Consider the following 13005-nt stretch of genomic DNA (forward strand, 5'->3'; position numbering starts at 1 on the left):
GAACAGCTGCAAGGAGATAGCCATGGGCGATATTATGCGACCCGTTCCGTTCAAGAACCTGTTGACTCGTATTTTTGCGGAATATAAAGAGAGTCAGAGCATTTTCGGTATTCCCGCCGCGCAATTCTATCGCAAGCAGGACGAGCGCAAGATCAAGGTGTTCGGTGAAACCTGCGAGACCCCCATTGGCCCGGCAGCCGGCCCCCATACCCAGTTGGCCCAGAACATCGTCACTTCCTGGCTGACCGGCGGGCGCTTTATCGAGCTCAAGACGGTGCAGATCCTGGACCGTCTCGAACTGGAAAAGCCCTGCATCGATGCCGAAGACGAGTGCTTCAACACCGAGTGGTCTACCGAGTTCACCCTGCCCAAGGCGTTTGACGAGTATCTTAAAGCCTGGTTTGCCCTCTACCTGTTAGAAGAGGTGTTCGACCCGCGCCTCGACGGAGAGGCCAAGTCCTTCATCTTCAACATGAGCGTGGGGTACAACCTCGATGGCATCAAACAGCCACCGATGCAGCAGTTTATCCACAGCCTGATGGATGCAAGCCAAAGTCCGAAGTTTGCCGAGTACCAGCAGGTGCTGCGCGAGCTGGTGGCCGACGAGCAGTTTATCGCCGAGCTGGGACTGGGGGCGCACCGCGATCGTCTGCAACAGCTGGTGGAGCGCATCCCGGCCGAGCTGGTGCACGGTGTCACCCTCTCCACCATGCACGGCTGCCCGCCCAACGAGATCGAGGCCATCTGCCGCTACATGCTGGAAGAGAAGGGGCTTAACACCTTCGTCAAACTGAATCCGACCCTACTGGGTTACCCGCGGGTGCGCGAGATCCTCGATACCTGCGGCTTTGATTACATTGGTCTTAGCGAAGAGTCGTTCGATCACGACCTCAAGCTGGATCAGGCCAAGGCGATGCTGACCCGCTTGATGGCGCTGGGGGCCGAGAAGGGGCTCACCTTTGGGGTCAAGCTCACCAACACCCTCGGCACCATCAACCGCAAAGGGGCGCTGCCGGGGGATGAGATGTATATGTCCGGTCGGGCGCTGTTCCCGCTCTCCATCAACGTGGCTGCTGTGCTGTCCCGCGCCTTCGATGGCAAGTTGCCCATCTCCTACTCAGGTGGTGCCAGCAAGTTCAACATCGCCGAGATCTTTGAGACCGGTATCCGCCCCATCACCATGGCCACCGACCTGCTGAAACCGGGTGGCTATCTGCGCCAGATCGAGTGCCTCAAAGAGATAGATGTATCGGACAGCTGGGGCATGAGTCAGGTGGACGTGGCCAAGCTGGAGGCGCTTGCCGCCAAGGCGCTCACCATGGATTACACCCAGAAGGAGTGGAAGTCCGAGGATCGGATCGAAGTGGGTGGTGGCCTGCCGCTGACTGACTGCTACGTGGCGCCCTGCGTCACCGCCTGCGCCGTGCATCAGGATATCCCCGAGTACATTCGCCTGATGGGCGAGGGGGAGTATGTGGCAGCCCTTGAGCTGATTTATCAGCGCAACGCCTTGCCTGCCATCACCGGTCATATCTGCGATCACCAGTGTCAGTACAACTGCACCCGCCTCGACTACGACAGCGCGCTCAATATCCGTGAGCTGAAAAAGGTGGCACTGGAGCGCGGCTGGGAAGGGTACAAGGCGCGCTGGCACAAACCGGCAGGCAGCGGTGACAAGCACCCGGTTGCGGTTATTGGTGCCGGCCCGGCCGGCCTCTCCGCCGGTTACTTCCTGGCCCGTGCCGGTCATCCGGTCACCGTGTTCGAGCGCGAAGCGGATGCCGGTGGCGTGGTCAAGCACATCATCCCCGAGTTCCGCATCCCGGCTGAACTGATCCAGCAAGACATCGACTTTGTCGCCGCTCACGGGGTCAAGTTCGAGTTTGGCTGCGATCCGGCGCTCACCGTCGACAAGCTGCACGCTCAGGGCTTTACCTATGTCTTCGTCGGCATCGGTGCCGACAAGAATGGCGGAATGCGCCTCGAAGGGGGTCATGATCGGGTCTACAAGTCCTTCAACTTCCTGCGCAGCTTCAATCAGGGCAAACCGCTGCCACTCGGCCGCCATGTGGCGGTGATCGGCGCCGGTAACACCGCCATGGACTGCGCCCGCGCCGCCCTCAAGGTGCCGGGTGTCAGCGATGTGACCGTGATCTACCGTCGCAGCGAGAAAGAGATGCCCGCCTATCGCGAGGAGTATCTGGAAGCGGTGGAGGATGGGGTGAGTTTCTGCTTCCTCACCAATCCGGAGCGCTTTGACAAAGATGGCAAGCTCACCGTGCGGATGATGGCGCTGGGGGATCCTGACGAGCAGGGCCGCCGCCGTCCTGTGCCCACCGAGCAGACCGAAGTGATGCAGATGGATGCGCTGATCACCGCCATCGGCGAGCAGCCTGACTGCGAGGTGCTCAAAGCGATGGGCATTCCTCTTGGCAGCGATGGCTGGCCCGAGGTGGATGGCCAGACTGGCGAAACCAGCCGTCGCAACGTCTTCCTCATCGGTGACGTGCAGAGCGGCCCATCCTCCATCGTCGGTGCCATCGGTGGTGCCCGCCGTGCCGCGGATCTGGTGCTCTCTCGCGAGCATATCGCCAGCCAGCAGAGTGACGTAGCCATCCAGCCGTCTGGCAAGGATGAGATCTACCGCCGCAAGGGGAGCATCGCCGTCACTCTGGTCGACAAGAACGAGCGTGATGCCTTCGTGGCGCAAGAGGCGCACCGCTGCCTCGAGTGCAACTACCTCTGCAGCAAGTGCGTGGATGTCTGCCCCAACCGGGCCAACGTCGCCATCGCGGTACCGGGCTTCAAAGACCAGTTCCAGACCCTGCATCTGGATGCCTACTGCAACGAATGTGGCAACTGCGCCCAGTTCTGCCCGTGGCAGGGCAAGCCCTATCAGGACAAGGTCACCATCTTCAGCCTGCCCGAGGATTTCGACAACAGCCGCAACCCCGGTTTCTATCTGGCGGATGGTGGCGAACTGCGGGTGCGTCAGGATGGCGAGACCTATCGCCTGACCATAGACGCCCAGAGCCGGATCAAGGATGCGCCTGCAGCCCTTGGCGACATGTGCCGGATCATCAGCCATGTCCATGCTCATCACCACTACCTGCTGGGGGCCGTCGAGGCCTGAGCGAACCACGAATAAGCGAAGGAGCACACCATGTTTATTCTGAAGAACGTCACCGCGGTCCAGCTGGAGCCGACCCGGGTGCTGGAAGGGGTGGATATCGCCATCGAAGGCACCCTTATCAAAGCGGTGGGGCCCAATCTGCGGGCCCTCTACCCAGAGGCCAACTATCGGGAGATGGGTGGCAAGCTGGTGATGCCGGGTATCGTCTGTGCCCACAACCACTTCTACTCCGGCCTGTCGCGGGGGATCATGGCCAACATCGCCCCCTGCCCGGACTTTATCTCCACCTTGAAAAACCTCTGGTGGCGGCTCGATCGGGCCCTCGATGAGGAGTCCCTCTACTACAGCGGCCTCATCTGCTCGCTGGAAGCGATCAAGAGCGGTTGCAGCGCGGTGATCGACCACCATGCCTCGCCCAACTTCATCAAGGGCTCCCTCAACGTGCTGCGCAAAGGGTTTATGGAGGCGGGTCTGCGCGGCATGACCTGCTTCGAGACCACGGATCGCAACGGCGGCCTCGCCGAGCTGCAGGCCGGGGTAGAGGAGAACATCCTGTTCGCGCAAGCAATCGATGCCGCCAAGGCCAAGGGGAGTGAACCCTATCTGGTGGAGGCCCATATCGGCGCCCATGCCCCCTTCACCGTGCCTGACGAGGGGCTGGCCATGCTGCGCGAAGCGGTGCAGGTCACCGGTCGTGGTCTCCATATCCATGTGGCGGAAGACCGCTACGACATGGCCCACGGTCATCACCACCATGGCAAGGAGCCTATCGCCCGACTGGACGAGTTTGGCCTGATCGACAGCAAGACCCTTATCGCCCACGGCATCTACTTGAGCCCGGCCGACATCGAGCTGCTCAACAGCCGCGATGCCTTCCTGGTGCACAACGCCCGCTCCAACATGAACAACCACGTGGGCTACAACATGCACCTGCCGGAGTATCGCAATCTGGCGCTCGGCACCGACGGTATCGGCTCCGACATGCTCGAAGAGCTCAAGTTTGCCTACTTCAAGCACAAGGATGCCGGCGGCGCGCTGTGGCCCGACAGCTTTGCCCGCTTCCTGTGGAACGGCAACACCCTGCTGGAGCGCAACTTCGGCGCCAAATTTGGCCGCCTGGAGCCGGGCTACAAGGCCGACCTCACCATCTGCGACTACGACGCGCCGACCCCGCTGGCGCCGCGCAACCTCGGTGGCCATCTCGCCTTCGGCATGGGATCTGCCAGCGTCAACAGCGTGATGGTGGAGGGGCGCATGGTCTATCAGGACCGCGAGTTCCCGTTCGATGTTGCGCCTATTTATGAGCAGGCCCGCAAGGTGGCGAGCCGCCTGTGGCAACGGATGGATCAGCTGGCCTAAGGCCACCTTCCGCAGTTTTTGGACCGGATTGCCCGCCCAGTGGATTCGCCCCGGCGGCGGGCAGCAAGAGTAAGGACGACACATGATTGAGCAATTCTTCCGACCCGAGCAACTGGGTCAGGCTTTGGAACTCAAGGCCAGCTTCGGCAACGACGCCGTCTATATGGGGGGCGGCAGCAAGCTTAACGCCGCCCCGACCCGCACCGACAAGAAGGTCGCCATCTCACTGGACAAGCTTGGGCTTGGCCAGATTGAGCAGCAGCACGGCCAGCTCCATATCGGCGCCACCGTCACCCTGCAGACCCTGAAAGAGGATCCCCGCACCCCGGCCGCCCTGTGCGACGCGCTGGGGTTTGTTTACTCCCGCCATCTGCGCAATCAGGCCACCATTGGCGGCGAACTTGCTTGCCAACAGCAGGATTCCCCCTTGCTGCCGGTGCTGCTGGTACTCGAAGCGGTGGTCGTGCTGGAGAACAACCTGCTGCAACCCATCGACGCCTATCTGGCGGGCCAGCGCAATGCCCTGGTGCTCGGAGTTGTGCTGCCGGAGCCTGAACTGCGCTGCGCCACTCGCCGCATCAGCCGCAACGCCGATGGCTTGGCGGTAATGACCGCCGCCGTGGCCCTCGACAGCATTGGCGAGATGCGGGTGGCCGTCGCTGGCGTCACCCCGCAGCCGATGCGCCTGCGTGATCTGGAGCGCCGCGAACTGCACGATGCCGCGCTGGAGGCCGCTGTAAGCGAGCTGATTGCGCCCCGTGAAGATCTGGCGGGCAGCATAAGTTACAAGCGGTATATCACCGGCGTGGTAGTGGCGGATCTGCTGGTCGAGTGCCAGCAGCAGGAGGTACAGGCATGATGGAACTCAACTTTACCCTGAACGGTGCCCTGCGCACCGTCATCACCCCAGCTGGCGAGAATGCCCAGCGGGTGCTGTTCAACCAGTGCCGGATGCATTCGGTGCGCAACAGTGACGACGGCTTCGGCTTCGCCGGCTCCGACGCCATTCTCTTCAATGGCAAGGTGATCAACGCCTCCCTGCTGATCGCCGCACAACTGGATGGGGCGCAGGTGCGCACCGCCGAGTCGCTGGGCAGCTGGAACCAGCTCAGTCTGGTACAGCAGGCGATGGTAGATGTGGGGGTGGTGCAGTCCGGCTACAATGATCCGGCCGCGGCGCTCATCGTCACCGACCTGCTTGATCGCCATTCCAACCCCACCCGTGATCAAATCGACGATGCCCTCTCGGGCCTGTTTCACCGCGATGGCGGTTATCAGCAGTTCTATCAGGCTATCGAGCTTGCCAGTTCACGGATGCAGGATCCCGATTATCTGTGCCAGATTGCCCCCGAATTCCGTGACGACCTGCGCCATATCGGCAAGAGTTGCCCGAAAGTGGACGCAGCCAAGATGGTGCAGGCCAAGCCCTGCTACGTGGAGGATCGGGTCAGCGAGGATGCGCTGGTCATCAAGATGCTGCGCAGCCCCCATCCCCATGCGGTGATCACCAAACTCGACGTGAGCCGCGCCGAAGCCATGCCGGGCGTCGTGCACGTCATCACCCACCTCAACTGCCCGGATATCTACTACACCCCGGGTGGCCAGAGTGCCCCCGAGCCGTCACCGCTGGATCGCCGCATGTTTGGCCGCAAGCTGCGTCACGTCGGTGACCGGGTGGCCGCCGTGGTGGCCGAGAGCGAAGCCATCGCATTGGCGGCCCTGAAACTCATCGAGGTCGAGTATCAGGTGTTGCCGGCGGTCATGAGCATTGACGAGGCGATGGCCCCCAATGCGCCGCTGGTGCACGACGAGCCCATCGTCTACATGGCCGGCGCTCCGGCGGATCTCGAGCAGCAGAACGCCTGCTCGGTGCGCCGTGGCGACGAGCACATGATCATCAACTTCCCCATCGGTTCCCGTCCGCACGAGAACCTGGCCGCCAGTGTCCATGGCCAGATCGGTGACGTGGCAAAAGGCTTTGCCGAGGCGGACGAGATTGTCGAGCGCACCTACGAATCGACCCAGGCCCAGCAGTGCCCGACCGAGCCGCACATCTGCTTCACCTACATGGATGGGGATCGTCTGGTTATTCACGCATCCACTCAGGTGCCGTGGCACGTGCGCCGTCAGGTAGCGCGTATCGTCGGCCTCAAGCAGCATCAGGTGCATGTGATCAAGGAGCGGGTAGGGGGCGGCTTTGGCTCCAAGCAGGATATCCTGCTGGAAGAGGTATGCGCCTGGGCCACAAAAGTCACCGGCCGTCCGGTCACCTTCCGCTACACCCGTGAAGAGGAGTTCATCAGCAACACCTCTCGCCACGTGGCCAAGGTGAAGGTGAAAGTGGGGGCCAAAAAAGATGGCACCATCACCGCCATCGATATGGATTTTCGTGCCAACACCGGCCCTTACGGCAACCACTCATTGACGGTGCCGAGCAACGGCCCGGCGCTCTCCCTGCCGCTCTACCCGTGCGACAACGTGCGCTTTACCGTCAACACCTACTACAGCAACATCTGCCCGACCGGCGCCTATCAGGGCTACGGCGCGCCCAAGGGCAACTTCGCCCTGACCATGGCCATTGCGGAACTTGCCGAGAAACTGGGGATCGATCAGCTCGACATGGTGGAGCACAACCGGGTGCATGAAGGGGACATCCTCAAGGTGCTGGGTGCCATCGGCGAGGGCAAGATGCCGACTTCTGTGCCCCACGCCGCCAGCTGCGCCCTCGAGCCCATCCTCAAACAGGGTCGCGAACTGATTGCCTGGGATAGCCCCAAACCCGCCGACGGGGATTGGCGCATCGGCCGTGGCGTCGCCATCATCATGCAAAAATCGGGGATCCCGGATATCGATCAGGCCAACTGCATGGTCAAGCTGGAATCTGACGGCACCTTTATCGTTCACTCCGGTGGCGCCGATATCGGCACCGGCCTCGATACTGTGGTGGCCAAGCTGACTGCCGAGGTGCTCGGTTGCCCGCTCAGCGATGTGCATGTGATCTCCGGCGACACCGACCACGCCCTGTTCGACAAGGGGGCCTACGCCTCGTCAGGCACCTGCTTCTCCGGCAACGCGGCCAAAAAGGCGGCCGAGAACCTCAAGGCGAAGATCCTGTTCCATGGCGCCGCCATGCTGGGCGAGCCGGTGGAGGATGTGGAGCTGGTTCACCCGGGCATAGTGCGCGGCAAGAAGGGGGAGGTGAGCCTCGCCAAGCTGGCCCACAAGGCTGAGACCGGTACCGGCTTCGGCATTCTGGTGGGCACCGCCAGCTACATCACCTCTGAGCTTGCCTTCCCGTATGGGGCCAACTTCGCCGAGGTGGCGGTCAACGTCAGAACCGGCGAGATCCGGCTCGACAAGTTCTACGCCCTGCTCGACTGCGGTACCCCCATCAACCCGGAGCTGGCCCTCGGCCAGATCTACGGGGCGACCATGCGGGCCATCGGCCACACCATGACCGAAGAGATCTGCTACGACAGCAAGGGCATCCCGCTCACCCGGGATCTGAAGAGCTATGGCGCGCCCAAGATTGGCGACATTCCGCGCGATTTTCGGGCCTTCCTGGTACCGAGTGATGACAAGGTCGGCCCTTACGGCGCCAAGTCCATCTCGGAGATCGGGGTGAACGGGGCCGCGCCCGCCATCGCCACCGCCATCCACGACGCCTGCGGTGTCTGGCTGCGCAAGTGGCACTTCACGCCGGAGCAGATCCTGCGCGAACTGGGCAAGCTGGAGCAAAAAGTGTCGGCATAACAAAAGAAAAGGTGAGGGGCGGGCGCCAGCTCGCCCCCAGCACCTGACGGCGGAATGAGTACTCCGCCTACATTCTGTGTGATGGGACAAACACGATGTCTAAAACAACACGCAAGCACTCGGATCTCATTTACGAGCTGGAAGACAAACCCCCGTTTTATCAAACCCTGATGGGCGCAGTGACCCATCTGCTGGCCATTTTTGTCCCCATGGTAACCCCGGCGCTGATCGTCGGCGGCGCCCTGGGCCTATCCACCGAGACCACCGCCTATCTGGTCTCCATGGCGATGATCGCCTCCGGTATCGGCACCTGGTTGCAGGTGAACCGTTATGGCCCCATCGGTTCTGGGCTGCTCTCCATCCAGTCGGTCAACTTCTCCTTCGTGACCGTGATGATCGCGCTCGGCGGCGCCATGAAAAAAGATGGCATCCACGAGGAGCTGATCGTCTCGACCCTGCTCGGGGTCTCTTTTGTCGGAGCCTTTCTGGTGATGGGTTCCTCCTTAGTGCTGCCCTACCTCAAGCGGGTGATCACCCCGACCGTGAGCGGGGTAGTGGTGCTGATGATTGGCCTGAGCCTTATCAAGGTGGGGATCATCGACTTTGGCGGCGGCTTCTCCGCCATGAGCAGCGGCACCTTTGGCAAATACGAGCACATCGGACTGGGGCTGCTGGTGCTCTGTGTCATCGTCGCCTTCAACTGCAGCCGAAGCCCGCTGCTGCGGATGAGCGGCATTGCCATCGGCCTGATGGTGGGCTATGCGGTGGCACTGATGCTCGGCATGGTGGATTTCTCCGCCCTTGAAAACCTGCCGCTTATTACGGTGCCTATCCCGTTCAAGTACGGTTTCTCCTTCGATTTTCACGCCTTTATGTTGGCGGGCACCATCTATCTGTTGAGCGTGCTGGAGGCGGTGGGGGACATCACCGCCACCGCCATGGTTTCCCACCGGGATATTCAGGGGCCTGAATTTCAAAAACGGCTCTCCGGCGGTGTGCTGGCGGACGGTCTGGTCTCGGTGATCGCCTCGGCCCTCGGCTCTTTGCCGCTCACCACCTTTGCCCAGAACAACGGCGTTATCCAGATGACCGGGGTGGCCTCACGCCATGTGGGCAAGTTTATTGCCGTCATTCTGGTGTTGTTGGGGCTCTTCCCGGTGGTGGGGCGCTTCTTTACCACCATACCGTCACCTGTGATGGGGGGCGCCATGGTCATCATGTTCTCCATGATCGCCATCGCTGGTGGTCGCATCATCATCAGCCACGGCTTCGATCGGCGGGAGACCCTGATCGTCGCCACCTCGCTGGGTCTTGGGCTCGGTGTCTCCTATGACCCGAACGTCTTCAAGGTGCTGCCGGCGGGTATCTACATGCTGGTGGAGAATCCCATCTGCGCCGGCGGTATCACCGCCATCATCATGAATCTGGTGTTGCCACAGAGCCGCAAGCGCAAGGCGGCCGTCAGGGATGCAGAGGCGGTTGAAGTGATCCAGCTGAGCGACAAGCCGGATGTGATTTTTACCGCCCGCAGCGCGGGCCTGTCATCGGCCAGCAAAGGGGAGGGTTCACCAGAGCCAGTACCCGGGCAGGCGGTGGCGCCACAAGTGGAACGGATCTGACGGTTAAACCGGCAAAAAACGTCAACAGAACAAGAAAAACAGGGAAACGGTTATGAAAAACGACAACTCTGTCAAAGCGGTACGCGGCAGCTTCTTCGATATCACCCGGGTGGTGGAGCAGCCCGAGGAGATTGAGTCCAACGCGCGCCTTATCGAGGATGGCCTGCTGATCATTCGCAACGGCTGCATCGACTGGTTTGGTGAGTGGGAGGAGGGCAAGGATCGCATTCCGACCGAAGTGCGGGTGCGGGATTATCGCGGCAAGATGATAGTGCCGGGCTTTGTCGATACCCACATTCACTATCCCCAGAGCGAGATGGTAGGGGCCTATGGCGAGCAGCTGCTGGAGTGGCTCAACCGCCACACCTTCCCGGCCGAGCGGCGCTACAACGATCTCGAATATGCCCGCGAGATGTCCACCTTCTTTATCAAACAGCTGCTGCGAAACGGCACCACCACGGCGCTGGTGTTTGGCACCGTTCACCCCGAGTCGGTGGATGCCCTGTTCGAGGCGGCCAGTCGAATTAATATGCGGATGATCGCCGGCAAGGTGATGATGGATCGCAATGCGCCCGATTATCTGCTCGATACAGCCGAGAGCAGCTATGTGCAGAGCAAGCAGCTTATCGAGCGCTGGCACGGCAATGGTCGACTGCTCTATGCCATCACACCACGATTTGCACCCACCTCGACACCCGAGCAGCTGGCGATGGCGCGGCGACTGCGCGAAGAGTTTCCCACCACCTATCTGCACACCCATCTGTGCGAGAACAAGGACGAGATCGCCTGGGTCAAATCTCTTTTCCCGGCGCACAAGGGCTATCTCGATGTCTATCACCAGCATGGGCTGACCGGCCACAACTGCGTCTTTGCCCACTGCGTCCATCTGGAAGAGCAGGAGTGGGATTGCTTGAAGGAGACCGGCTCCACCATCGCGTTTTGCCCCACCTCGAATCTTTATCTCGGCAGCGGCCTGTTCAAGCTGCACAAGGCGTGGCGCAAGCAGGTGAAGGTGGGGATGGGCACCGACATCGGCGCGGGCACCACCTTCAATATGCTGCAGACCCTCAACGAGGCCTACAAGGTGATGCAACTGCAGGGCGAACGGCTCTCGGCCTATCAGGCTTTCTATCTGGCCACCCTGGGCGGCGCCCATTCGCTGGGGCTGGACGAGAAGATCGGCAGCTTTGCGGTGGGCAAGGAGGCGGACTTCGTGGTGCTCGACCCGGTCGCTACCCCGCTGCAGCAGCTGCGTTATGACAACTCCACCACCCTGCGGGACAAGCTCTTTGTGCTGTTGACCCTGGGGGATGACAGATCCATCTACCGCACCTATGTGGATGGCCAACTGGTGCATGAACGGGGGTAGAGGCTGGAGTGGGCTGCCGCGGCGCAGCCCCAACGAATACGGTGGCTGGCGTGCCCCACAGGGGCGCCAGTCTTGCCGCACCACAGGGGATCTCCCCGCATAGAACGTGAAATGGCCCGGTTTTTTTGACCAGCAAGGCAAACGTTTGAGTCAAGGCTGCCTGCCCTGGTCTGTCTGTAGCATCCTCTGCCTCCATCGCCTGTTTCTCATCAGACTGGCGCGAGGCAGACCCGCAGATCCTGTCGCCATTTCGTCATGGAACATTCAGGCGCGTGTGAAGGAGTTGGGTATGACCCAAGCAAACAGCAGGACAAACAGCGTGGAACAGCTGGCCAATGATGACGCCAGCCCTAGCGCAGCAAAGCAACAGCCGCTCACGGCTCTTGATCGCTACTTTATGATCAGCGAGCGGGGCAGCAATGTCAGACAGGAGGTTCTGGCGGGCCTCACCACCTTCCTTGCCATGGTCTACTCGGTGATCGTGGTGCCGAGCATGCTCGGCAAGGCGGGCTTTCCCCCCGGCGCCGTGTTTGTCGCCACCTGTCTGGTGGCGGGGTTCGGTTCGCTCTTGATGGGGCTCTGGGCCAAGCTGCCGATGGCCATCGGCTGCGCTATTTCCCTCACGGCGTTTACTGCCTTCAGTCTGGTGCTGGGGCAGCAGATCCCCATTCCGGTGGCGTTGGGGGCCGTCTTCCTGATGGGGGTGCTGTTTACCGCCATCTCGGTGACTGGGGTGCGTAGCTGGATCCTCGACAACCTGCCGATGGGGATTGCCCACGGCACCGGCATCGGGATTGGTCTCTTCTTGCTGCTTATCGCCGCCAACGGGGTGGGGCTGGTGATCAAGAACCCGCTCGAGGGGCTGCCGGTGGCGCTGGGAGCCTTTACCTCTATGCCGGTCATTATGTCCCTGATCGGCCTTGCGGTGATCTTCGGGCTGGAGAAGCTGAGAGTACCGGGCGGGATCCTGCTGGTGATCATCGCCATCTCCATCTTCGGCCTTATCTTCGATCCGGCGGTGAAGTATCAGGGATTGTTCGCCCTGCCGAGCCTTTCGGACGATCAGGGCAAGTCCCTCATCTTCAGTCTGGACATCATGGGGGCCCTCTCGCCGCTGGTGCTGCCCAGCGTGCTGGCGCTGGTGATGACAGCGGTATTCGATGCCACCGGCACCATCCGGGCCGTGGCGGGGCAGGCCAACCTGCTGGATAAGGATGGTCACATCATCAACAGCGGCAAGGCGCTCAGTGCCGACTCGGTCAGCAGCATCTTCTCCAGTCTGGTGGGGGCGGCCCCGGCTGCCGTCTATATCGAATCGGCCGCGGGCACGGCGGCGGGTGGCAAAACCGGCCTGACCGCTACCGTGGTTGGCGGCCTGTTCCTGCTGATGCTGTTCCTCTCGCCGCTCTCCTATCTGGTGCCCGCCTATGCCACGGCGCCGGCCCTGATGTATGTGGGGCTCTTGATGCTGAGCAATGTCACCAAGCTCGATTTCGATGACTTTGTCGGGGCCATGTCCGGGCTGGTGTGCGCGGTCTTTATCGTGCTCACCTGCAACATCGTCACCGGCATCATGCTTGGCTTCAGCTCGCTGGTGATCGGCCGCATCTGCTCGAAGGAGTGGCACAAGCTCAACGTCGGCACCGTGGTCATCGCCCTGGCGCTGGTGCTCTTTTATGCTGGAGGGTGGGCTATTTAGGGATAACCCTCCCGTTTGGGGTCGCTCTGGCGGCCCCATTTTTATATCTGCGGCGCTCTGACCGTCAACGCTG

Annotated in this window: 7 protein-coding genes; all 7 read left to right on the plus strand. The window is 61.5% G+C overall.

Annotated features, from left to right (window positions below):
* Positions 1 to 22: 22 nt before the first annotated feature.
* The 7 genes from ygfK to ACTG2J_RS10320 all read left to right on the plus strand — a co-directional run bounded on the left by ygfK (position 23) and on the right by ACTG2J_RS10320 (position 12932).
* Entirely contained in the window at positions 23 to 3133 is a 3111-nt protein-coding gene (ygfK, locus tag ACTG2J_RS10290) for a putative selenate reductase subunit YgfK (protein WP_439997456.1), read from the plus strand.
* A 30-nt stretch (positions 3134 to 3163) separates the two neighbouring features.
* Positions 3164 to 4492: a putative aminohydrolase SsnA gene (gene ssnA / locus ACTG2J_RS10295; RefSeq protein ID WP_439997457.1), complete on the plus strand. Its 1329-nt coding sequence runs from the start codon at positions 3164 to 3166 to the stop codon at positions 4490 to 4492.
* An 82-nt stretch (positions 4493 to 4574) separates the two neighbouring features.
* Positions 4575 to 5351, plus strand: coding sequence for a molybdopterin-dependent oxidoreductase FAD-binding subunit (ygfM, locus tag ACTG2J_RS10300; protein ID WP_439997458.1), 777 nt, complete (start codon positions 4575 to 4577; stop codon positions 5349 to 5351).
* A complete protein-coding gene (locus ACTG2J_RS10305; protein ID WP_439997459.1) occupies positions 5348 to 8245 on the plus strand; it encodes a molybdopterin-dependent oxidoreductase Mo/Fe-S-binding subunit in 2898 nt (965 codons plus the stop codon). Before ygfM ends, ACTG2J_RS10305 begins: the two co-directional genes overlap by 4 nt.
* A 95-nt stretch (positions 8246 to 8340) precedes the next feature.
* A complete protein-coding gene (locus ACTG2J_RS10310) occupies positions 8341 to 9864 on the plus strand; it encodes a nucleobase:cation symporter-2 family protein (RefSeq protein WP_439997460.1) in 1524 nt (507 codons plus the stop codon).
* Between the two features lie 52 nt (positions 9865 to 9916).
* The gene (guaD, locus tag ACTG2J_RS10315; RefSeq protein WP_421305821.1) at positions 9917 to 11233 is read left to right on the plus strand and encodes a guanine deaminase; all 1317 of its coding nucleotides are present in this window, start codon (positions 9917 to 9919) and stop codon (positions 11231 to 11233) included.
* Positions 11234 to 11630: 397 nt separating this feature from the next.
* Entirely contained in the window at positions 11631 to 12932 is a 1302-nt protein-coding gene (locus tag ACTG2J_RS10320; RefSeq protein WP_180343373.1) for an NCS2 family permease, read from the plus strand.
* Positions 12933 to 13005: the final 73 nt, after the last annotated feature.

Origin of the sequence: Aeromonas sp. 6P (genome assembly GCF_051919525.1) — a bacterium.
Classification (GTDB): domain Bacteria; phylum Pseudomonadota; class Gammaproteobacteria; order Enterobacterales; family Aeromonadaceae; genus Aeromonas; species Aeromonas veronii.

What these genes read in the sequence shown, in the direction of transcription:
- guaD (WP_421305821.1), top strand. Translation starts at nt 9,917, where the DNA reads ATGAAAAACGACAACTCTGTCAAAGCGGTACGCGGCAGCTTCTTCGAT.
- ACTG2J_RS10310 (WP_439997460.1), top strand. Translation starts at nt 8,341, where the DNA reads ATGTCTAAAACAACACGCAAGCACTCGGATCTCATTTACGAGCTGGAA.
- ssnA (WP_439997457.1), top strand. Translation starts at nt 3,164, where the DNA reads ATGTTTATTCTGAAGAACGTCACCGCGGTCCAGCTGGAGCCGACCCGG.
- ACTG2J_RS10320 (WP_180343373.1), top strand. Translation starts at nt 11,631, where the DNA reads ATGATCAGCGAGCGGGGCAGCAATGTCAGACAGGAGGTTCTGGCGGGC.
- ACTG2J_RS10305 (WP_439997459.1), top strand. Translation starts at nt 5,348, where the DNA reads ATGATGGAACTCAACTTTACCCTGAACGGTGCCCTGCGCACCGTCATC.
- ygfM (WP_439997458.1), top strand. Translation starts at nt 4,575, where the DNA reads ATGATTGAGCAATTCTTCCGACCCGAGCAACTGGGTCAGGCTTTGGAA.
- ygfK (WP_439997456.1), top strand. Translation starts at nt 23, where the DNA reads ATGGGCGATATTATGCGACCCGTTCCGTTCAAGAACCTGTTGACTCGT.